30 protein-coding genes are annotated in these 21299 nt (G+C 34.3%); 14 read left to right on the forward strand and 16 right to left on the reverse strand.

Features of this window, described 5'->3' with window-relative positions; genetic code table 11:
* Positions 1-27 precede the first annotated feature (27 nt).
* On the forward strand, positions 28-906 hold the full coding sequence (locus NPIRD3C_RS04470; RefSeq protein WP_148703017.1) for a nucleotidyltransferase domain-containing protein: 879 nt from the start codon (positions 28-30) through the stop codon (positions 904-906).
* A gap of 36 nt (positions 907-942) precedes the next feature.
* Here the strand turns inward: NPIRD3C_RS04470 and NPIRD3C_RS04475 are convergent, their stop codons facing one another.
* Positions 943-2085 (reverse strand): hypothetical protein, encoded by a 1143-nt coding sequence (locus tag NPIRD3C_RS04475; RefSeq protein ID WP_237087731.1) that lies wholly within the window; start codon positions 2083-2085, stop codon positions 943-945.
* A 106-nt stretch (positions 2086-2191) separates the two neighbouring features.
* Between NPIRD3C_RS04475 and NPIRD3C_RS04480 the strand changes: the two genes are divergently transcribed.
* Complete coding sequence (locus NPIRD3C_RS04480; protein WP_237087732.1) at positions 2192-2764, forward strand: ArsR family transcriptional regulator; 573 nt, start codon at positions 2192-2194, stop codon at positions 2762-2764.
* On the opposite strand, the gene NPIRD3C_RS04485 is transcribed toward NPIRD3C_RS04480, so the two are convergent.
* Positions 2736-3404 carry a CAAX protease gene (locus NPIRD3C_RS04485; protein ID WP_237087733.1) on the reverse strand — a complete coding sequence of 223 codons (669 nt, stop codon included), beginning with the start codon at positions 3402-3404 and terminating at the stop codon, positions 2736-2738. The genes NPIRD3C_RS04480 and NPIRD3C_RS04485 overlap by 29 nt on opposite strands.
* 379 nt (positions 3405-3783) lie before the next feature.
* On the opposite strand from NPIRD3C_RS04485, the gene pth2 reads away from it, so the two are divergent.
* The 4 genes from pth2 to NPIRD3C_RS04505 all read left to right on the forward strand — a co-directional run bounded on the left by pth2 (position 3784) and on the right by NPIRD3C_RS04505 (position 7274).
* Positions 3784-4137, forward strand: a complete 354-nt coding sequence (pth2, locus tag NPIRD3C_RS04490; protein ID WP_148703019.1) for a peptidyl-tRNA hydrolase Pth2 — start codon at positions 3784-3786, stop codon at positions 4135-4137.
* A 45-nt stretch (positions 4138-4182) separates the two neighbouring features.
* The gene (locus tag NPIRD3C_RS04495) at positions 4183-5787 is read left to right on the forward strand and encodes a Vgb family protein (RefSeq protein ID WP_148703020.1); all 1605 of its coding nucleotides are present in this window, start codon (positions 4183-4185) and stop codon (positions 5785-5787) included.
* Complete coding sequence (gene truD / locus NPIRD3C_RS04500; protein ID WP_148703021.1) at positions 5784-6980, forward strand: tRNA pseudouridine(13) synthase TruD; 1197 nt, start codon at positions 5784-5786, stop codon at positions 6978-6980. Before NPIRD3C_RS04495 ends, truD begins: the two co-directional genes overlap by 4 nt.
* Positions 6981-7043: 63 nt before the next feature.
* Complete coding sequence (locus NPIRD3C_RS04505) at positions 7044-7274, forward strand: Lrp/AsnC ligand binding domain-containing protein (protein WP_182126530.1); 231 nt, start codon at positions 7044-7046, stop codon at positions 7272-7274.
* Here NPIRD3C_RS04505 and NPIRD3C_RS04510 read toward each other — a convergent pair.
* Positions 7271-7480: a hypothetical protein gene (locus tag NPIRD3C_RS04510; protein ID WP_148703023.1), complete on the reverse strand. Its 210-nt coding sequence runs from the start codon at positions 7478-7480 to the stop codon at positions 7271-7273. The two genes, NPIRD3C_RS04505 and NPIRD3C_RS04510, sit on opposite strands and share 4 nt — an antisense overlap.
* 103 nt (positions 7481-7583) lie before the next feature.
* Here NPIRD3C_RS04510 and NPIRD3C_RS04515 point away from each other — a divergent pair, with 103 nt between their 5' ends.
* A complete protein-coding gene (locus NPIRD3C_RS04515) occupies positions 7584-8270 on the forward strand; it encodes a hypothetical protein (RefSeq protein ID WP_148703024.1) in 687 nt (228 codons plus the stop codon).
* Between the two features lie 3 nt (positions 8271-8273).
* Here the strand turns inward: NPIRD3C_RS04515 and NPIRD3C_RS04520 are convergent, their stop codons facing one another.
* Positions 8274-8522, reverse strand: a complete 249-nt coding sequence (locus tag NPIRD3C_RS04520) for a hypothetical protein (protein WP_148703025.1) — start codon at positions 8520-8522, stop codon at positions 8274-8276.
* Between the two features lie 120 nt (positions 8523-8642).
* On the opposite strand from NPIRD3C_RS04520, the gene NPIRD3C_RS04525 reads away from it, so the two are divergent.
* Positions 8643-9134 (forward strand): hypothetical protein, encoded by a 492-nt coding sequence (locus tag NPIRD3C_RS04525; protein ID WP_148703026.1) that lies wholly within the window; start codon positions 8643-8645, stop codon positions 9132-9134.
* Here NPIRD3C_RS04525 and NPIRD3C_RS04530 read toward each other — a convergent pair.
* The 3 genes from NPIRD3C_RS04530 to NPIRD3C_RS04535 are packed head-to-tail and all read right to left on the reverse strand — an operon-like array spanning position 9124 to position 10609.
* Entirely contained in the window at positions 9124-9357 is a 234-nt protein-coding gene (locus tag NPIRD3C_RS04530; protein WP_148703027.1) for a hypothetical protein, read from the reverse strand. The two genes, NPIRD3C_RS04525 and NPIRD3C_RS04530, sit on opposite strands and share 11 nt — an antisense overlap.
* A 32-nt stretch (positions 9358-9389) precedes the next feature.
* Complete coding sequence (locus NPIRD3C_RS10605; protein ID WP_182126533.1) at positions 9390-9542, reverse strand: hypothetical protein; 153 nt, start codon at positions 9540-9542, stop codon at positions 9390-9392.
* Between the two features lie 32 nt (positions 9543-9574).
* Positions 9575-10609 carry an alcohol dehydrogenase catalytic domain-containing protein gene (locus NPIRD3C_RS04535; RefSeq protein ID WP_148703028.1) on the reverse strand — a complete coding sequence of 345 codons (1035 nt, stop codon included), beginning with the start codon at positions 10607-10609 and terminating at the stop codon, positions 9575-9577.
* Between the two features lie 78 nt (positions 10610-10687).
* Here NPIRD3C_RS04535 and NPIRD3C_RS04540 point away from each other — a divergent pair, with 78 nt between their 5' ends.
* Positions 10688-10921: a hypothetical protein gene (locus NPIRD3C_RS04540; RefSeq protein ID WP_148703029.1), complete on the forward strand. Its 234-nt coding sequence runs from the start codon at positions 10688-10690 to the stop codon at positions 10919-10921.
* A 38-nt stretch (positions 10922-10959) separates the two neighbouring features.
* Positions 10960-12987, forward strand: coding sequence for a thioredoxin domain-containing protein (locus NPIRD3C_RS04545; RefSeq protein WP_148703030.1), 2028 nt, complete (start codon positions 10960-10962; stop codon positions 12985-12987).
* On the opposite strand, the gene NPIRD3C_RS04550 is transcribed toward NPIRD3C_RS04545, so the two are convergent.
* Positions 12984-13304 (reverse strand): hypothetical protein, encoded by a 321-nt coding sequence (locus NPIRD3C_RS04550; RefSeq protein WP_148703031.1) that lies wholly within the window; start codon positions 13302-13304, stop codon positions 12984-12986. The genes NPIRD3C_RS04545 and NPIRD3C_RS04550 overlap by 4 nt on opposite strands.
* A 187-nt stretch (positions 13305-13491) precedes the next feature.
* The gene (locus NPIRD3C_RS04555; RefSeq protein ID WP_148703032.1) at positions 13492-13815 is read right to left on the reverse strand and encodes a hypothetical protein; all 324 of its coding nucleotides are present in this window, start codon (positions 13813-13815) and stop codon (positions 13492-13494) included.
* Between the two features lie 71 nt (positions 13816-13886).
* Between NPIRD3C_RS04555 and NPIRD3C_RS04560 the strand changes: the two genes are divergently transcribed.
* Complete coding sequence (locus tag NPIRD3C_RS04560) at positions 13887-14345, forward strand: hypothetical protein (RefSeq protein WP_148703033.1); 459 nt, start codon at positions 13887-13889, stop codon at positions 14343-14345.
* Here the strand turns inward: NPIRD3C_RS04560 and NPIRD3C_RS04565 are convergent.
* The 3 genes from NPIRD3C_RS04565 to NPIRD3C_RS04575 all read right to left on the reverse strand — a co-directional run bounded on the left by NPIRD3C_RS04565 (position 14308) and on the right by NPIRD3C_RS04575 (position 16095).
* On the reverse strand, positions 14308-15051 hold the full coding sequence (locus NPIRD3C_RS04565; protein WP_237087734.1) for a DUF3426 domain-containing protein: 744 nt from the start codon (positions 15049-15051) through the stop codon (positions 14308-14310). The genes NPIRD3C_RS04560 and NPIRD3C_RS04565 overlap by 38 nt on opposite strands.
* Positions 15052-15118: 67 nt before the next feature.
* The gene (locus tag NPIRD3C_RS04570) at positions 15119-15808 is read right to left on the reverse strand and encodes a hypothetical protein (RefSeq protein ID WP_148703035.1); all 690 of its coding nucleotides are present in this window, start codon (positions 15806-15808) and stop codon (positions 15119-15121) included.
* The gene (locus NPIRD3C_RS04575) at positions 15805-16095 is read right to left on the reverse strand and encodes a 6,7-dimethyl-8-ribityllumazine synthase (RefSeq protein ID WP_148703036.1); all 291 of its coding nucleotides are present in this window, start codon (positions 16093-16095) and stop codon (positions 15805-15807) included. The genes NPIRD3C_RS04570 and NPIRD3C_RS04575 overlap by 4 nt, the downstream gene beginning before the upstream one ends.
* A 199-nt stretch (positions 16096-16294) precedes the next feature.
* Here NPIRD3C_RS04575 and NPIRD3C_RS04580 point away from each other — a divergent pair, with 199 nt between their 5' ends.
* Entirely contained in the window at positions 16295-16666 is a 372-nt protein-coding gene (locus NPIRD3C_RS04580; protein ID WP_148703037.1) for a PPOX class F420-dependent oxidoreductase, read from the forward strand.
* 109 nt (positions 16667-16775) lie between these two features.
* The gene (locus NPIRD3C_RS04585) at positions 16776-17390 is read left to right on the forward strand and encodes a class I SAM-dependent methyltransferase (RefSeq protein WP_237087735.1); all 615 of its coding nucleotides are present in this window, start codon (positions 16776-16778) and stop codon (positions 17388-17390) included.
* Here NPIRD3C_RS04585 and NPIRD3C_RS04590 read toward each other — a convergent pair.
* Both NPIRD3C_RS04590 and NPIRD3C_RS04595 read right to left on the reverse strand, forming a co-directional pair.
* On the reverse strand, positions 17343-17774 hold the full coding sequence (locus NPIRD3C_RS04590) for a hypothetical protein (protein WP_237087736.1): 432 nt from the start codon (positions 17772-17774) through the stop codon (positions 17343-17345). The genes NPIRD3C_RS04585 and NPIRD3C_RS04590 overlap by 48 nt on opposite strands.
* 31 nt (positions 17775-17805) lie before the next feature.
* Positions 17806-18492, reverse strand: a complete 687-nt coding sequence (locus NPIRD3C_RS04595; protein WP_148703040.1) for a UbiA prenyltransferase family protein — start codon at positions 18490-18492, stop codon at positions 17806-17808.
* Between the two features lie 245 nt (positions 18493-18737).
* Here NPIRD3C_RS04595 and NPIRD3C_RS04600 point away from each other — a divergent pair, with 245 nt between their 5' ends.
* Positions 18738-19523, forward strand: a complete 786-nt coding sequence (locus NPIRD3C_RS04600) for a hypothetical protein (protein WP_237087737.1) — start codon at positions 18738-18740, stop codon at positions 19521-19523.
* Between the two features lie 125 nt (positions 19524-19648).
* Here NPIRD3C_RS04600 and NPIRD3C_RS04605 read toward each other — a convergent pair whose 3' ends face one another.
* Positions 19649-19882 carry an Lrp/AsnC ligand binding domain-containing protein gene (locus tag NPIRD3C_RS04605; protein ID WP_148703042.1) on the reverse strand — a complete coding sequence of 78 codons (234 nt, stop codon included), beginning with the start codon at positions 19880-19882 and terminating at the stop codon, positions 19649-19651.
* A gap of 48 nt (positions 19883-19930) precedes the next feature.
* Complete coding sequence (locus NPIRD3C_RS04610; protein ID WP_148703043.1) at positions 19931-21250, reverse strand: DEAD/DEAH box helicase; 1320 nt, start codon at positions 21248-21250, stop codon at positions 19931-19933.
* Between the last annotated feature and the right edge of the window lie 49 nt (positions 21251-21299).

Here is a 21299-nt window from a genome sequence, read left to right on the forward strand (position 1 = left end):
GAGCATGTAATGATTTTTTGATTTCTTATGTCTATTCAAAATAAAAAACTAAAACAGTTCATGGATGAATTGGTTGCACAACTTGTTGCAAAGTTTCCTGACGAGGTGATTTCATTTGTACTGTTTGGATCTGCAACAACTGGGGAATGGATTCGCGGAAAGTCTGACATTGATTGCATTGTCATCATCAAAAACAAAAAACTCTGCAGCCAAGTAACAGAATGCCTGAACAAACTCTTGCTGGAACTTGATTCAAAATATAACCTAAAGTTATCTGAGACGTGTACCTCGTACAAAAAGACGGACAATTTTGCACTTGACTTGATATTCAAGACCGAAAACAAGATGATGTTCGGACAGCCGTTTTACGTGGTGGCCTCAGATCAGCTAGACCTGAAGGGATTCAAAATAAGAAATGACATAAAAATTGAGATTGGCACAAGAACCATTGCGTCACTGGGACTGTTTCTGCAGAGAATAAAAAACACTGGAATTATCCTGTATGGAAAGGACATACGAAAGGAAATTCCAACCACGGTTCCTGCAATTGAGAAACTAAAGGCGTCATTTAATGCGATGCTACTGTTGATGATGAGCTTTGTGATATTTCCATTCAGCCCAAAGTCTGCATTCTCACATGCAATAAAGGCAAACTTTTGGGCATGCGATGACGTGTTGTTTGCATTAGACAAACCGCTGTCCACGACAAAACAGGAAGTAAAGGAAATCTGCAACCTGTTTAACAAAAAGATTGACTCTGATCATCTGTACCAGTCGCTTGATTTCAAAAAAACCAAGGACACCATGAATGCAGACAAGTGGTTTGTTTTGCAGTATGTGCTGAAAAGCACGCGATTTGTTTACGGACTGTACGGAATTGCTTTGAAAAAACTCTTCAAGTTTTGATTTTGTTTTAGAGTAAAAATAATGATGCCTTTATTTTTAGAGAGGCATTTTTGACTTTCCATCTGTAATCAGGTATGATTCGCCCCTGTTGGTCTTGTAGCTTCCTGATGAACCGCTGGTCTCATATGATCTGAGATGTGCAGGATCTATTCCCGTCTGACCCTGAGTTTTGTCTCTTTTTAGCTTTTTATTGCTTAGTACAAACATAGCTACAGCTCCAATTACTCCCAACATTGCCATGCCGTACAATGCAACTACAAGAAACTGATCTTCTCTGAATGCTTCATTTTCCCCTAATTTCTTAAGGCTTGTATGAAATACCTCTAGTTCTCCCACGTATGTAGAGTCCACATACCCTTCAATGGCAATAACTGCATCATCTCTGGACTCGATTATTCTGATTGTGTACTGTTTGTCAAGATCAACTTCTTCCATCCACTCTCTGTCATTGCATACGCCAATGATTATGGTACATTCGCCCATAGAATAATGAGTAATTACATTTTTGCCCGTATACTTGTACTCTATGGCCCCTGGCAATATTGCAGTGTTGTCAAAAAGAGAGTGCCACCTTGAGAGTGGAAGTTCCTTGATGCCGCCTGCATCTATCAATGGGATCTCCAAAATTTCTACTCCTTGAAGTTTCTCTGAAATATCTGGAATCATCAATTCAAGTGCAGATCTTGGATTGTTGATGTCAAATTCTCCGTATTGCGTTTGTATGATTGCTGGCCCCTCTATCAAAATTCCACGCCAGTTTGCATCAATTGTACTCTTTTGGTCTTCCTGATGGAATATGTGATTTGTAATTGTTGGAACAATTTGCAATTTGTATTCTATTACTGCAGAACTTGGATTGCCATGAAGCGTTGCCTGATACTTTAATTTTGCATCAGTAACTTTTGCATTGCTTGGAATTGATTCCAAGTTTTCATTGAGCAATGTCACAAGTTTTATTGTATCATCACCTTCTGCATCAAATGATATTGTGTCCATATCTCCCCGCAGTTGCTGTGCAATTTCCCCACCTTCTGGATATTCTATGTAAATTATTCTAAGAAATTCAAAGGATGGCTCTACAACTTGATCTTCATACAATATGGATGCGTCAAGCTGTGCAGCTGATGCAAATGGGACCAGTCCCGTTACAAAAATTATTCCCAATAGGAGATGTTTCATACATATATATCCATAGAAATGGATATATCCATTATTATCATATACATAAAGTATGTCGGATATATCCAGCTCTGCCCAGACCAGTTTGGATATATTCAGAGCAATAATGGACAATGGTCCTTTGACATTATACTCTGCAAACAGTAAGACTCGAATGTCGATTGGGACAATTCACAGGCATTTCAAACAGTTATCAGAAACAGGCAAGATACGGGTCTACGAGTCAAACAAAACGGGGAGAAAAAAGATAGAGTATGGTCCAACCCTTTCTGGAATGATCACATGTTATAGAAAAGACAAAGAGTTTGCAAAAAAGACTGAAAACTATTTTTTGATATGGATTGAAAACAAAGAGTTTCAAAAAGAACTCCTGTCTGAGGGATTTGACATATCTTTGGATAATCTTAGAAAATCAAAACACATCTTTAGAAAATACATGGATTACTTTAGCGCAGTAGAGGAGCAGATAGACAAAATAAGAAAAGGAGAAGACATTATCTCTCACAACATTCAGGTGTTTCTTGGAACCATCTTACTTTCATCAGAACCATACTATCAGAAACTTTGGACAGAACTGTACAACGAATTACCTGGAATGCAGTCAAGTCTTGATGAATACATGCAAAACATGATAAAGTCATACAGGAAATTCAAAAAGATCCGGTCACATACAAGATAGCAAGAGAGACTAGTATCACAGCAACTGGAATCAGGTAATAGAACCTGTTAATCTGCCGTGTCTTGTTTTTGAATGCAAGATAGACAATCATTCCGACTGCCACTGCCATGATCACGTTTAGTACATCATGTGTATCATTGATGATGCTACATTGTCTAATTCCCAACACGCAGTAAATGATCAGAAATGAAAAGTTCCAGCCAGAATGAAATGCGATTGCAAACCATCCCTTGCCGCTAATCCATGTCCTTATACTAAAAAATATGTGGGGAATACTGAGAAGAAATCCCCCATATGCTAATGTCTCAACGGAATAGACCCCGTAACTAAACAGATGTAGTGATGACCAAACCATCCCAGCTCCAAAAAGAATAACAGGATTTCCTGTCATAAAATACGGGATTCCAAAGAATACAGATTCCTCTAGCAGTCCTGCACTGAGAGCAAGTGCAACAGACACTGGAAAATCTGGTGTCTCGTAACCTGCAATAGTGCTTTTTGCCAAAAATGATCCCGTGTACATCAACGCCATGCTCAAAGCATGGTAGAATAATGCCATCATTGACAGATGCAAAATGTTGTTTCTCTTGTAGGGTTTTAGCCATGTTCGGGGATTAAAATCAGAAATTTCTACTTTCAACGATATATTTCAGTGAGTGTTGCCGTTTATGCATTGTTTTTCTATTCACTATGAAAATTATAGCCTTCTTAATTTCCTCTATCACAATAATTCTAATTCTGATTTGGAATAAAAGAAGATGAAAACTAGGAGAAAACAATAATGTTAAAAAAATTGTTTCATACATTATGTCAATTAAGATTGTTTCATGATTATCAACAAAATGAAAAAGGTGAAGAACGTTGTACATTTTGTAATAAAGAAAGAAATTATGACAATGTTGGAGGATTTTTACCCTGATGAAAACTAGATTTCTGATCAGATCGCTAAAATAAATAAGCTCGGAAAGTACAACACTTTAATTCAAAAGTTTTTCATTATGCCTATTTTTGATAATATCATGGGTGATATCAAACAGGTAATAGTTGTTAGAACTGACCTTGAAATGGGGAAAGGAAAGATTGCTGCACAAGTAGGACATGCTTGCGTTCTTGGAGCAGAACATGTGAGAAAATCCCATCCTGAATGGTATGAACAATGGTGGAGTGGACAAGAAAAAGTAGTGGTCAAAGTTTCTGGTATCAAAGATTTGCAAGAAGTAAAGAGACACGCAATTGATTTGAATTTACCTTGGTCTGAAGTTACTGACGCAGGACATACTCAAATTGCACCTGGAACCACTACGTGTATTTCAATTGGTCCTGCCCCTGAAAGTCTTATTGACAAAGTGACTGGAGATTTGAAGTTACTCTAGATATTTTGGAATAAGATATAACAAGGAAAATATTATTTTTATACAGTGAAAAAGCGAACTAAAGGAATTCTTGCATTTGCATTTTTAGGTGGAATTATGGTTACTTCAGGTGTTACAATTGCAATTCCTGGACTTGATCCTGGGGAAAACACTCCTGAGATAACAATTACTGGAACTCCTGCAGATAATTTCCCTGATGCAGATCGTCCCAGATTTTGTGGCTCAGGTAATGCAAAGTCTACTGATTTTGTAACAGAGTACTCGATTCCAACAGAATGTACTAATCCTCTGGCAATTGTTACTGATTATGATGGAAATGTTTGGTTTACACAAACAAATACTGGTAAACTAGCAAAATTTGATCCTAACACTGAAACATTTACTGAATATGATAATCCTACATGGCCAAAAAATGGCCGTTCAATGATGTGGGGAATTGATTATGCACCTGATGGCTCTGTATGGTTTACTGATGAAACATTTGACTCTGTATGGAAATTCTCAACATTTGATGAAAAGTATGATAGACTTGGATATCCTTCTGAAGGTGATTCTTTGCCTCAAAGGCTACAAGTTGATGGCTCTAAAATTATAATTAATGATTTTACAGGAAACAAGATTACCTTTTTGGATCCAAACCAATCAAGTGAGGATGTAAATTATCTTAGCATTCCTTCTCCAGTAGATGATTCTGTTACTGCTGATTTTGCAGTAGATGCAGAAAATAATGTCTGGTTTACAAACTGGTTATTCCAACAAGGTGGCATTCTAGTAAAATTTAATCAAAATGGATATTTTGATTCTGTTGCAAATTCTAATGAGCAACTTTTACCTTTACTTGACTTTATTGAAATCTATCAACTGCCTGTACAATTGCTAACACCAAATGGGGCTGTTGTATCTGATGATGGAAAAATTTGGTTAGCTGACACCACTTCATCTTCTTTCTTTAGTTTTGATCCAATAACAGAAGAATTTACACAATACTCTACTGCAGATCCACTGCTAAGCACATATGGAAATCAAACAGGAGTTATCAAAAGTCCTATCTCTAGACCTTATTGGATTGATACTGATAATCAAGGTAGAATTATTTTTAATGAACAAAATGCAAATAACATATCTGTGTTTGATCCAAAATCACAATCTCTTGTAGCATACCATGTTCCATCTAAGAATCCTTACTGGGGTGATTGTGATCCTGGAACTGGTATGATGCTTGCTGATTGTGGTCTTGCTCAAATCTTTGATTTTACTGTGCATGGGGAACAAATTTGGTTTACAGAGTGGGTGGAAAACAACATTGGAGTAGTTGATACATCTATCCCATTACCCTTAGAATTACAATTGGGCTCAGAAACATTGTCCCTTTCTAGTGGAGAAGTAGAACATGTCACTGCCTTGGTATATCCTAAAACAACTGCCTCTATTGGTGCCTCTGTAATTTTGGCTCCTACTCATGATTTCATAAAAACAGTTCTAACTCATGATAGTACTGAGACATTTCAATTAAATTCTAATGGGTCACAAACAATCCATTTTGATATAATTGCTACAGATGGTGCAGTCTCTGGAACCTACAAGATCTTAGTTGGTGTCCAGACATCTGATGTTGCTATTGGAAAATTCATTACAGTGACAATAGAGTGATACCTGATTTAGATTACCAAATAGGCATTTCTGTTTATAGCACAAAGTTTGATGGTATTGGAGGAAAAATACGTATTATTCCAGAAGATTTTGAAGTATCTGAAAAAATTTTAGAGAAAACTCAAAATGCAATTAACCAAGAAGAAGGCTATGCAGTTTACAAACTAAAAAAGAAAAGAATCGATACTAATCATGCATTATCTGATATATTTAGAAAGAAAGGTATCCGACTAAAATCTCTAGGATTAAAAGACGCATCAGCAATCACTGAACAATTTGTTTGCGCTGGAAACAAAGGAAAAGCAATTGAAAACTTTTCAACTGAAAAATATTCTTTGGAAAAAGTAGGTTTTGTAAAAAAACCCCTATCAAAAAAAGACATGATTGGAAATCATTTTAAAATTAAAATCTCTGAATGTGGTGATGGACTATCTTCTTTTGCAGAGTCTTATAAGGTTCTAAATTTTTATGGCTATCAGCGCTTTGGCTCAAAACGACCTGTAACCCATCTTATAGGAAAAGCAATTCTACAAAGAAATTTTGAGAAGGCAGTTGAATTGATTTTGTCTTTTACTTCTTCATATGATTCAAAAGAAAACAATGAAATTCGCCAAAAACTTGCTGACAAGCAAAATTACAAACAATACTTTGATCAGGTTCCTTCACAGATGGATATTGAAAGAATTGTTCTAAAAGAAATGATTGAACATAATGATTATTTTCGTGCAGTACGAGCAATCCCCTTATCCTTACGAAGATTTTACATCCAAGCATATCAATCATTTATCTTCAATCAATCCCTAAGTGCTGCATTTACTGATGGTGAAAATCTCTTTGAAGCAGAATCTGGCGATGTGTGCTTTGATTTTAAGGGAATTATCGGTAAATTTGTCAAAGGATTGGATCAAAATTTGGCACTACCTTTTGTTGGTTATTCGTATTACAAAAAAACCAGATTTGATTATCAAATATCTCAAATATTAAAACAAGAGGGGATAACTCCTAAAGATTTTTTCATAAAGGAGATGCAAGAAGTAAGTAATGAAGGTGGCTTTAGACAAGCAGCAATACATTGTACTGATTACTCCTCAAATGAAAATTCAGTAGAGTTTACCTTGTCCAGAGGCTCTTTTGCAACAATTCTATTGCGGGAGATAATGAAACCCTCTGATCCTATTTCAGCAGGCTTTTGAGATCTAATAGGTATATTTTCTTAGGTGTGTTTAAGTTGATGTATTTTTGAAATATTTTTAGTCATGGAGAAATCCTACATGCTAATTAGTTGTGAAATCGGAGAGGAGCAATCACTATTATCTCAACTAAAAGATATTCCCGAAGTCAAAGACTGTTTGGTAACTTTTGGTAGCTATGATGTGGTAGTTGAATTTGAAACTGAATCTCAGTCACAAATGAATGATGTAATCACTTCTAAAATTAGGAAATTAAAAAATATTCGGAGTACTATCACACTTCGTGCAATGAGCTAATCTCTCTTTATTATCCTAATAATTCCTCCTACTATTGCAACGACTACGCCAACAATTGCTGTTTGCATTCCATATGTTATCCAATCTGGATTTGAATACATGAATGACGATTGAGGTCCAACAATTGATTGCCCTTGAAGATGAAAAATTATTCCTAGTATTGCTATGATTCCCCCAATTATTACTAAAATTATGCCTCCTCTCATAACGTGATATCCTAAATTACCCTAAAAAGGGTAAAGAGAATTGATAATTTGACCAAATGATTTTTGGATTTGATCTTTAATGACTTTTTTTTGATTCAATCAAGTGTATAACTGGACAAATTCTTATGAATCAAATGAGCACAAATATCTGGGTCTGATTCTATTTGGAGGCTCAGCATCTTTAGCAGTAATACTATTCTTAATCTTTCATCCTCAAATTGATGAAATTAATCGACAATCTCCAATTATTATCAATATAATGTTCATCCCTGCAATGGCTGTTGGTTTTCTATATGGTGTAAAAATTACCGAGCGTGCAGTAAAGCCTTCTGAAATACGCAGTCCTCTAAAACGCTCAATTGTAAAAATTTTCTTGTTTTTCTTTGTAATTGGTGGAATGTTTAGTTCTGTAAACTTTGCAATCAATGGAGGTAGCATAATGCCAGAGGTTTCAATTTTCGAAGATGGATTACTAACCTGGCTCAACAGCTTTATTATTGCAAATGGCGGTGCCACATTTCTAATTATAACCAGTATTGCATTAATGGCAGCAGCTACTAAAAGAATAGTTGGCATGAATTCTGGATTCTTAAATAGAATGGTAACTTCAGTTGGAACTTTTATTTTCTTTACGATGTTAGTTCTTAGCTTTACAAAATCAGATCCTACTTCGTCAGGTGTCTTTTTGTATACTTTTTATCAAGCAGGAATTGTTGGTGGTGCATTTTTTGCAATGAATAGACTAACAAAGAACCAAAACATGTTAGAAGACTTTTCAAACGGATTTTAGAAATTATTCATCTAGATCTACATAAATTCCTGAGATTGGATTGTTAATTCTGTCCCAGTATTTTTCACAACCATTTGTCTTGAAATCATTTGCCTTGCATTCGTTAAAATGTGCTGTATTTGCTCTTTGCATATTGTCTGCAATTAACACGTCGTCTGCCATAAAAAGTCCCATTATTCCAATTACTGCTAGTGAAGCTGCAACTGCAATCATGGCATATCCTACTTGTGCATGATTGTGGGGATCTTTCATTTACAAAAAATCAATTACCCTTGAATTTAATCTTTTCAAGTTCATATTTTGCGATCAATTTTATATCACTAGGTAATTTTTTTGGAAAAGCTGAAAAGATAGTTCAACAAAATATCCTCATTGAGCATTCAAATTCTACAATATGAGTTCCTAGGCCCTATTCCACTTGATGAGTGGGGACCCCCTATGGAAAAATTGGTGTTTCTAGTAATGTCTAGAGATAAGGATAGATTCAATATTCTCTATGTTGATGACTGTGAAAAGACTAGTGATAAATCATTTTTTGTTCAGCACTCAGGATTTAAATGCTGGATTGAAAAATCTGGCTCTGAAAAATTACTTTATCTTGCAATATTGCCTTTGTTTGAGGCAAGTAGGGAGCACCGAGAAAACGTTCTAAATAAGATCAAAATGCATTATAACCCTCCTTGTAATGCTGGCGAAATTGTTGAACCAAAACCTGATTATGTTGTAAGGAAATCAAAAGACTCTACTGAAAAATTTTCTTGCCCTTGTTGTGGCTCTGACATGAAGGCAGAACAATTCTTAGAAAAATCTACACTGTATAGGTGCAGCAGCTGTGGAATTAGTGACACCAAACTTAACTCTTGACTTTATTTTGAACATCAAACAATTGAAGTGTTAACAAATCAATTGCTTTTTTCAAGTGCCCAAACTCGTTAATTGAGTGAATTTGACCTTCAACTAGTGCTCTCATGATTTTGATCGAATTTTTTTGAAAGTCATCTGACGCAACAATTTCCATGGCATTAATTTTTGATAATAAATTGTCTAATTCTTTTATCATCTCGTCAGATGGTTTGTGTTTTTCCATGAGTATTTGAAATTATTTTGATATATGAATCGTTACAATAACTCTTCATCAATTTCTTGTATTGGATCCAAATACTGCTGACAAGTACATGTGGGAATCTGACATTTTCCCATTTTAATTAATGAATTGCTTTGATCATTTGGAATATGTGCCTCATCTGTATGGTGACATCTCTTACAATTCATATCAACAACTCCCCGTTTTGATATTTAACTGTCTAAGGGATTAAAACTGCTCTAGCTTCAATTTTTGAATCTTTTAATTTTTTGAGAACTTCATTTGCCTTCTCTAAAGGAAATATTTCTGTAATAACTTCAATATTTTCTTCATCACATACCTTGATTACTTCTTCCATGTCTGCAGTTGAACCAATCAACGTCCCCCTGATGGTTTTTTCTTCAAATGCCATGAATGCAGGATTTTTGCCCACTGTTGCAATAACAATTAGTCCTCCTTTCTTTACTGACTTGATTGCAGTATCTGTAACCGCATCTGCAGGTGCAAAAACAATTGCTGCATCAAGCATTCCATGTTTCTCTTTTAATTTTTCTAAAAATCCCTCTTGATTTTCAGAAAATGTCATGGCATCAATTGCGCCCAATCTTTTTGCAATATCAAGGTGGTTTTGTGTTCTTGAAACTGCTATTACATCGCAATCTTTTATCTTTGCAAATTGCACTGCCATGTGCCCTACTCCCCCAATTCCAAAAATTCCAATTTTTTTATGAGATTCAGGCTCTGCAGCTTTTACTGCTTTGTATGCTGTGATTCCTGCACAAAATAATGGTGCCGCATATTCTGGTTTCATATTTTCAGGAACTTTTGTTGCAAAATCTTCGGTGACTGTAATGTATTCAGTATACCCTCCTTTGAAGGATTCACCCGTAATTGTTGATGATTCGCAAAGATACTCTTTTCCTTCTTTACAATACTGACATTTTCTACATGCTTCTAATAATGGGGTTATTCCTGCTCTGTCCCCCACTTTAAATTTTGTAACATTCTCTCCAATCTCTATTACTTTGCCTACAACTTCATGTCCTGGGACTGTTGGTAGTTGTGGGGGAATACCAATATCTTGCCAATCCCCTTCTATTCCATGAAGTTGTGAATGACAAACTCCACACGCTTCAATCTTTAATAAAATCTCATTTGGTCTTTGAATCTCATGTCTGTCAATTTGCGTTAATTTTAGAGGATTTTCCTCAATTACTCCGCACTTTTCAAGCACCATCGCCCGCATTGTATCCATAGAATTCTGATTTTTTTAAAGAATTTTAAGATTAGCTCTATTCATTAGAAAAATAAAGGACATTAGTTATCTATTTTTATGCCTAAAATCAGTGATGAGGATAGGGAAAGAGTAGAATTACTTCGTCTTGTGTCAAGTTCAAAAAATGAATTCAAAGAACTTACTCTTGAACAACTTAAACGATTACAAGAATTAGTTGAAAAGAAAGATTACAGCCATGATAAAAAAGCCCATAAATCCAAAGTAAAACTATTGGGAAAAATTAATGTCAGAATTTATGAATTAACAGAAGGAAGAGGAATTTGGGGTTGACCAATTAACTACAAATATCAAAACAAATCTGAAAAACCGTGGTAGAAAATAATTTAATTCATGAAACCAGTCCTTATCTTCTTCAACATGCCCGTAATCCTGTTGATTGGTATGGTTGGAATGATGATGCATTAAAAAAAGCCAAAGATGAGAACAAACCCATCTTTCTTAGTATTGGTTATAGCTCTTGTCATTGGTGCCACGTTATGGCTCATGAATCATTTGAAAATGAAGAAGTTGCACAATTTATGAATGAGAATTTTGTAAACATAAAGGTAGATAGAGAAGAACGTCCGGACATTGATGATATTTATCAAAAAGTTTGTCAGATTGCAACTGGTCAGGGAGGATGGCCTTTGAGTATTTTTCTAACTCCTGATCAAAAGCCATTTTATGTTGGGACATATTTTCCTGTATTGGATTCATATGGTCGTCCTGGATTTGGAAGCATTTGCAGACAACTTGCACAAGCTTGGAAAGAAAAACCAAAAGATATTGAAAAATCCGCTGACAATTTTCTTGATGCACTAAATAAAACTGAAAAAGTTTCACTCCCTTCAAAATTAGAGAGAACCACTCTTGATGAGGCCGCAATGAATCTATTCCAATTAGGAGATTCTACATATGGGGGATTTGGGTCTGCACCAAAATTTCCAAACGCTGCAAATGTTTCATTCTTGTTTCGTTATGCAAAACTGTCTGGGCTATCCAAATTTACAGAATTTGGGCTCAAAACTCTCAAAAAAATGGCAAATGGAGGAATATTTGATCAAATTGGGGGTGGTTTTCATAGGTATGCTACTGATACAAAATGGCTTGTACCTCATTTTGAAAAGATGCTTTATGACAATGCCTTAATTCCTGTAAATTATGCCGAAGCATATCAAATCACAAAGGATCCATTTTATCTAGATGTTTTGAAAAAAACTTTGGATTTTGTATTGCGTGAAATGACTTCTCCTGAAGGTGGATTTTATTCTGCATATGATGCAGACTCTGAAGGCGTAGAAGGAAAATTCTATGTATGGAAGAAAAGTGAAATTAAAGAAATTCTTGGTGATGATGCAGATATTTTTTGCCTTTATTATGATGTCACTGACGGTGGAAACTGGGAAGGGAATAGTATTTTGTGTAATAACTTGAACATTTCTACGGTTGCTTTTAATTTTGGAACTACCGAAGAAAAGGTTAGGGAAATTCTTCAATCGTGTTCTAAAAAATTACTTGATGTACGTTCCAAGCGAACTGCCCCTGGTTTAGATGACAAAATCCTTGTTTCGTGGAACTCTTTAATGATTACCGCATTTGCAAAAGGATATCGTGTAACAAACGATTCTAGATACCTTGATGCTGCAAAAACTTGTATTTCATTTATTGAAAATAACATGTTTTCAGGAGACAAGTTACTAAGAACATACAAAAACAAAACTGCAAAAATTGATGGTTACCTAGAAGATTATTCTTATTTTGTTAATTGTCTTTTGGATGTATTTGAAATTGATCCTGACCCAAAATATCTGAAACTTTCTATCAAATTAGGCCATCATTTAGTGAATCACTTTTGGGATCCCGAAAACAATAGCTTCTTTATGACATCTGATAACCATGAAAAACTAATCATTCGACCAAAGAGTAATTATGACTTGTCTTTGCCCTCTGGAAATTCTGTTTCTGCATTTATTATGTTGCGATTATACCATCTGTCTCAAGAACAAAAATTCTTAGAAATTACTACAAAGATTTTGGAATCTCAGGCACAAATGGCTGCTGAAAACCCATTTGGATTTGGATATTTACTAAACACACTTTCTATTTATTTAGAAAAACCAGTTGAAATCACAATTATTAACACTGAAAATTCTCAATTGTACCAATCAATTCTTTTAGAATATTTACCAAATTCTATTATTGTTGCAATACCAAATTCTAACCAATTATCTGCACTATCTCAATATCCTTTCTTTGCTGGAAAATCTTTTGAGGATGAAACTTCTGTATTTGTTTGCAAAAACTTTACTTGTTCATTACCACTGCACACAATTGATGAGATAAATTCACATCTTTAGATTTTTTTCAAATTCACTTCAATTGTATTTCCGACTTGAGGTCTTCCCATTCCTTCATATCTTGATTTTGGCATTGCAATTGTGATTTGGGTCTGTTGATATGATTTGATATTCACAGTTGGTTGTGCTTGTAATATTGCTTCTAACAATGGCATTACTTGCTCTTTTGTTTCTGAATCAAGCTTTTTTGAAACATTTTCAATGATCATTTGTTTTTGTGATATTGGTTCAGTTGAAACATTCTCAATTAATGTTAACTGTACTACTTGACCATTATCTACTATCTGTGTGATTCTAAATTCATTTGTTGCTGACAACACATTGCTAGATTTTCTTTGTGATTTATCTTTAACGAATTGAAAAATATAGTGCTACAACTGCCGTAATTACTGCCGAAGCTGTGCCTATCCAAAAAATTAACTTACTCCCATCTACTTTCATATTTCTGCAATTAGTACTCAGAATTAAATTGTATTGTTTTTTTAAAATATTTTTTTATAATCCTTAATCTTCATCTTTTAATGACTCTTCTTCACTAGTTTCTGCTTTTTTGGGCTCAATTATTGCCTTTTTTATTAATGCAGCTCGATTTTTCATAATCTCGTTAAATTCCCTCATGTCTTCCAAACTTGGTGTCTGTTGTTGGTTTTGATATGCTTGTAGAAATCCCGAGTATACGCACCCTGTGATGATTCCAAAAGATGTATCTGGTATAGATTCTACTTCGGGAACAAAATTTTCTGCAATCTGTGTATATGCTTCTGATTCACTAATGTAGTAATCAATTAGGCTGTCAATGAAATCTCTGTTCTCTTTTGAGATTGCCATGCTATTCTTTATCTCCTGTTTATTTAACTGTCGTTGGTTAATCGTTTATTTATTCATGGATTAATTTTTAGATGTTGTGGAATCTAGAACTAGATGAAGAATATTTTCGCATATACGATTCTAAAAAATTGATTGCTGGATATTTCGATCCTGACTATGGTGATATTTTTCCAAAAGAAAATTCTGAACAAATAATTTCAACAATGCTAAAAAACCATGACAAGATTTGCAGAGGCATGATGATGGTTCCTTTTGTAAAATTTGGATTGTTTGATAGAGATTTAGATACTAGTCTTTCAAATGTTCAAGAAAATGTCGATAGAGTGAATCAGCATTTACAAAAATGGAATGCTACTTTATCTGAACTAAACTGTAAATTTCATTCCGTCAGAATATCTCATACTGATCAAGATATGCTTACTATAACTTTTCCAATTTTGTTCTCACAACCAACTCCTCTCAAAAAAGAGGAATTAATCAAAGAACTCTTCCCTACTTTAGATTTGTTGCAGAAAAAAGGTTTGTTATAATTCTGCCTGAATATCTGGTAATTCCAATATATGCTGATAATGTAAGAATTAACAAAATAACTGTACCTATAGGAAACTCTGGCACTGCTGCATATTCTTCAGATTCTGCAATCAATGTATAATCATTGATTCCGTTAGTTTGAATTTTGTCTGGAACTGATAATAAAAAGAATGCACTATCTTCTGCTCGTAGATAATCTGGTTCGGGATTAACTTTTGATACTGCAACAACATTTCCCTGTTTGTCATAAAGTGTTGCAATCACAGAAATTGTGTTTGCTGTAATCTCTCCATTATTTGCAACAATTCCAGTAATCATGATATTATTATGATTGTCCCTTGTTAGCTTTGATTCAGTAATGTCGATGACCTGACTTTTTGGATGGCTAATCTCATAGTCTAATTCCAAAGAATAGGACTTCGTATTTTTTGCTTCATTGTTTGTTAAAATCAGATCAAATGGCCCTTTCATTCCTGGCATTACCGTATTTACCAACGACTTTGTCTCCTTTTTTTGAATTATCTTCTGGTTTTCATCAAACAAAGAAATTTGTACGTTAATTTGATTTAGAGGCACTTCTAAATTATTTACAATTTCTCCTACTATGTGAAATGAACCATCATCTCCAATGTATTGCTGGTCATTTTGTATGTAGACATCTGCAAACGCTAGTGGTATTATACTTGCAAAAATAATCCCAGTCATGAGAATTTTTTCCATAACTATTCTTTGTATAGTTCTTTAAAGTAGTTTTTGTGATTTTGATTTTTATCTAAGGAAGGTGGTCTATTTTCCACTTTTTAGCCTCGTTTATGCAGTTAAACCACTCTACTTCTGTTTCATCTGAATCAAATTCTCCTAAATCATTTTTGAATTCTTCATCACATTTACTTGCCATATTTTCTGCTACTTGGATGACCTTTTGTGTCAATCCACTTTGAGGGGCTTCAAACTTTGCATCTTCATCATAATTTTTGATACCTGTTTTTGCTGAATAAAATTCCACTAAACCTTGTAATTCATATTCAACTGACTCTTGGAACTGTGTATCTGATCTTACTTTAGCTGATTCATCCCCTGTTTCTATCCATTTGATATATTCTGAATCACTTGATAGTTGTGTTTCTGATGAAATCTTTAGTAATTCTACTGAACTCTCAAACAATTCTGGAGGTGAAAGTTCATCGTATTTTGAAATTATTTCCTTGAATTCTTTCAAGTGTTTATCATAAAACTCTAGCAACTCTTCTTTTGTTATGTCTCCTTCTTCCCATTTTGTTTTTTCAGAATAAAATTTAATTTGTAAATCTTTTACATCTTGTTGAATTTGTTCTAATTCTATTCCAAATTGTAATCCTTTTTGTTTATTCTGCTCAACTGAATAATTGTATCCTGCTATTGCACCAATAATGCTAATTGCAATTATGCCAATTATGATATTTTGAATTTTCTTTTTTTTCAAAGATAGTCTACATAATTTCCATTTTCGTCTAATTTTAACTCAATCGTAAATTCTGTGCCACTGATAAAAGAGTCATTACGAGTTGATCTTACCCGTCCTATCACTAATTCGTAAGGCCAAATCTCTACTACAATTGAGCCTATTTTTGCAGTTGGCGTCTCTGTTATTTCCATATCTTCTCGTTTTACTCCATGTCTTTCTAGCATGTGGATGGCATGGTCTAAAAGTGGTTTAGGATTATTGTAATTTAGAACCCATACTGGTGCCTTGTAATCAATTTTCTGCAATTTTAAACAATCCTGAATTATCTCATATAACAATTAATCGCCCATAGGTTTTTGATGAATTCTTTGCACAACCTAATCAAAATAAATCTTAGATTGATAAAAATATTTTCAAATTTCCCACAACAAAATAAACTATCAAAAAGTCTTGGAAATTTTGATAAAAACTAAATTTTATTTATTTAAAACACATAAAATCATCATGTTTAAAATTCGAGATTTACAATCAAAAAAATACATCTTGCTTGAAACATACAGAAAAAATGCTCAACCTGTAAGAACTCCTGTTTGGTTTGTTATTCAAAATGACTTGGTTTATGTGATAACCCGAGAAGATACAGGAAAGGTAAAACGCATTAGGCAAAACCCAAAGGTCAAACTTACCCTGTGTACCTTTAAAGGCAATCCCATTGGAGAGTGGATTTCAGGGGATGCAACTAAAGTAACTGGTGAAGAGGCACAGGTTGCCATTAATCTTAGAAAGAAAAAATATGGATTTATGGCTATAATTGCAGGTTTTGTAAGCCGAGGAAAAGGAGATTTGGTTGTTTTTTCTATAAAATTAGATTTATGATTTTTTGAAACCTTCTTAAGATAAAAAACAAAAACTGTCTATGATGGAAGAGAATCCCAAAGATTTTGTCCCTCGCTTTTTTAATCACACGTCAGGTTCCTACGATAAGATGGTGCATTGGACAACATTTGGAAAGGACATCTTATGGAAAAACAAGATCCTGGAACAGATATCTTCTGAAAAATCAGTGCTAGATCTTGCCTGTGGAACCGGAATTCTTACAAGACAAATAGCTGCTAAAATTCCACAAGCCAAAATAATTGGAGTTGACATCACCTCAACCTATCTACAGGTTGCAAGACAAAAATCAATTTCAAATAAAAACATCTCCTTTATAGATGGGGATGCTGAAAAACTGTCCTTAGATAGAAAATTTGATTGTATCACTTCATCATATCTTCCAAAATACTGTTCCTCTGAAATCTTGGTCAAGATCTGTTTTGATCACCTAAATGATGGAGGAAAGATTGTGTTACATGACTTTATTTATCCTACAAACAAATTTGTACAAAAACTCTGGAATTTGTACTTCAAAGTTCTACTTATGGTGGGAATTTTTATTCCAAGTTGGAATGATGTCTTTGAAAAATTGCCTTGTTTGATTAGGTCTTCGAACTGGGTAAAAGAGTGTGAAAGGGCCATGAAAAACTATGGCTTGAAAACTAATGTACAAAAATTAACGTGGGGTTGTTCCTCTATTGTCACTGGAACCAAGACTGTCTAGTCTAATCTCTTCAGAAATTATAAACCACACTGTTCCATCTACTGATATTTGATATTCTCTTGTAGTCTTGTTCTGACCATACTCCTTATCCAAAGATAATATCTTTCTTGTTGCACTAATATTATTTTGAATTAGAATTGAGCCTATTCCTTGCTTTTTTTTCAAAAGCTCATCTAGGATAACTTTTGGAAGTTGTCTTGAATCAAATTTTACCTGTGCTTTAATGACCGGCAATTGATTGGAAGAAATTGTTACTTTTCTCTCAAAATGGTGGGGAGCAACTGCAGATTGCTCTACTACTTGCAATTGGATATTGCTATCTAGAACTTTTCCTAAAACATTTACCACTTGACCTACGGGTGCTGCCAAAATTTTATTTAACAACTTCTCGGAACTCAACTAACTAATTTAATCTCTAAAGATGTATTAAAACAAAAAAGAAAATAGTACCTGCCATTACTGATAAGCTGGTAATTTTAAGAATTGTCTCCTTGCTATGAACTATTTTATGTTGTGTACCTTTCTGTTTGAGGGCTTTATACTTTCGCGATGTAGTGATCAAAATATAGCTTACAAATCCTGCAATTGCAGATAATATCACAGTCTCAAAAGATACACTGTTTGAGTGAATTGCAGCACCTGCAAAAACCGGTAATATCCCCCAAGATATCACAAATGATACATTATTGTGGAATTTTCCACCAAATAACTCTAGATTGTATACAAAAAGAAAAAACCCTTCAATTATCCCTATTGGGAATAGTAACCAAGAATCCAAAAATGCAAAATACAAACCAATTGAAAAAGACACACTCAACGAAATTATTGCAGCTGCCCACAGTTTAGTTTTAGATAACTGTCCCCAAGGTTTTTTCTTACTTCCCTGGGCATCAAGACAATGAGCCGCCACCCCAATTGCTAAAAAATAGAGCAGGGCAACTGATCCAAGCCTATCCAAGGTAAAATCAACTGAGAGTGATCCCCAAATAGCAAATGATATTACCATTCCAGTATATGGCAAAAACAAGATTCCCACAGATAATCTAAAATTTCTAGAGCCAAACTTTGGAACAAACCATTCAGACATCCTGTCGTTTTGCATTTAGATTACTAATGCAGTCTTACCTAATTAAGCTAAAAAGAAATAGTTTGAAAAAATCCTTCTTTACAAAAATAACTTCAAATCCTATTTAGGAGACCCAAACTTTTGTCCAAAAATGGTTCCTTTCATCGGTGGTTTTATAATGAGTGCTATGATACTGTTTCGCCACTATGAGAGAATTAGAGGTGAAAAAAGATTTTACAAATATTTACACTCGAAAATTTCCAAATTCATATTTAAAAGAAATGAAACGATTAGAGTATCGTATTCCTGATAAGACAAAACCACTGTATCTTTCAATTGCAAAACAGCTTTACAACAAACTTTCAAAAAAAATTAGTGTTATTGATATTGGAAGCTCTTATGGAATAAACTCTGCATTAATGAAATACGATCTTACTATGTCTGATCTTGATGATTTCTTTTTAAAAGAACCTTCGATAGAACAATCAAAACAATTCTTTGAACAACTCCCATCAGATGATTCACTTGACTTTTACCAAATAGATATTTCACAGCCTGCATTACGATTCTCTGAAAATGTAAATTTATGTAAAAAAGGAATTTGTGTAAATCTTGAGACTGGAAACCTACCATTACGAGAACTACCTAAATCTGATATGGTGATTGCTACTGGTTGTATTGGTTATATTGGTTATAAGGCATTTTCAAATATCTTTGAATTAATAAAAAAACAAAACTCTGAGGAGAACTTGGAAAATCCTAACAGAGATCCAGTATTTGCTTTCTCTGTTTTGAGGATTTTTGATATGACAGAGATTAAGAAAACTTTTGATCATTATGGCTATTCACTTGTAAAATCAGACGTTCACCCAATTCGTCAGAGACGATTCTCTGATTTGGAAGAAAAACACAAGACAATATCTCTTTTAAATGATAATGGAATTGATACAAAATGGCTTGAAGATGATGGTTACTTTTATGCTGATTTTTACATTGCTAGCCCCAAGAAACTTGAAAACCAACTTGTTATAATGTCTAAAGACCTGAAAAGACATGCAAGAAATTAAGTACTAGTATTTTCTGATTATACAATGGGTATGACTAATACTTGCTACACATATCTTGGTATGTAAATCATGTATAATTTTGATAGTTTTTACAAAACAATAACTGACAATCTAGATTAGATCAATTATTCGGGACGAATTACATTAAGTGTCATTGTACTCACAACTCTAGATAATTTTCTAATTGTCGCAATTGCTTTTTCAAATCCTTCTTGATTCTCTGTTTCTATTTCTGCAATTACATCATATGCCCCAAAAGTTAGATATGCATTGCTTACATCTTGCATCTGATTTAATTCATCTGCAATGTATTCTTCGGCCCCCAGATCACAATTTAATAAAATGAATCCTTTGTGCATTACTTTACCTTAAAATAATTACGTAGTTCAGGTCTTTAAGTATTACAGTTACCATTTACTGCGGCCGCCGTAACTATTTCGACTGCCTCCTCTATCATTGAATCTTCTTCTTCCACCTCTGTCATCTCTAGAATCTCGTCTGCCACCTGAACTGCCGTATCCTCCGGAGCGACCTCCTCTTGAATAGTTTGATCTTGATTGACCTCCATATCTTCTTGATGGCATTTGTCTTTTTAATGGATCTGGAATCGCAATTTCAATTCCCATCTCTTCATTCAAATCTTTGATGGGAACTTTGATTTGACGCTTAATTAAATTCCAATCTCCTACTGAAGAATACGAAACAAATGTAATTGCTTTACCTTTTGCACCTGCTCTTGCAGTCCTTCCGATTCTGTGGAAATATGCCATTTCTTGGTTTGGAACATCATAATTGATTACTAGTTCTACTCTTGGAACGTCAATTCCTCTTGATGCAACATCAGTTGCTACAAGAATATCTGCCTTACCGCTACGAAACTTTCCCATAGATTGCTCTCTTCTATGTTGTGACATGTCTCCTTCTATTGCAACTGCATCAAATTTTTCTTGATGTAAGAATTTAGCAACATCTCTGGTTCTATATTTTGTTGAACAAAACACAATAGATTGACCCTTTATTGGTTTGATAAAATCAATTAGATACTTGAATTTATCTCTGTCTTTAATGACTAGATAAGATTGGTCAATACCTTCTCCACTAAGGTCATCTGCATCCAGCAAGAATTGTTTTGGGTTTTTCAAGTATTCTTCAGATAATCTGAGAATCTCAGTTGGCATTGTTGCTGAAAACAATGACATGACTCTGTCTTCTGGTGCTAAATCTAAAATAAATGAAATATCGTCAACAAATCCCATGTCTAACATTGTATCTGCTTCATCAAGAACAATATGGGTGACATCTCTAAGTTCTATCGAACCTCTTTTGAGATGATCAATCAGTCTACCTGGTGTTGCAACAACAATTTCTACTCCCCTTTCAAGAGCATCTAATTGAAGCCCCATTCCTTGTCCTCCATAAACTGTTGCCACTCTGATTCCTGTATATTTTCCAAATTTCTTTATCTCATCTGTAATCTGCATGGCAAGTTCTCTTGTTGGTGCCATGATCAAACCTTGAATGCCATTTCTTGGTTGAATCTCTTGTAGCATTGATAATGCAAATGCTGCAGTTTTTCCAGAACCTGTGTGTGCTTGTCCTACAACATCTCTTCCTGTAAGTAATACTGGGATTACTGCTTCTTGAATTGGAAATGCATCATCAAAACCAAGATCGGTGATCCCTTTTAGTATCTCTTCTTTTAATCCTAATTCTTGAAATTTTGTCATTTTATTTTCTTCTCTTAAGCAATGACGAAAAGCTCATTGCTTTGACGTC

The sequence above is a fragment of the Nitrosopumilus piranensis genome, from assembly GCF_000875775.1.
GTDB classification, from domain to species: Archaea; Thermoproteota; Nitrososphaeria; order Nitrososphaerales; family Nitrosopumilaceae; genus Nitrosopumilus; species Nitrosopumilus piranensis.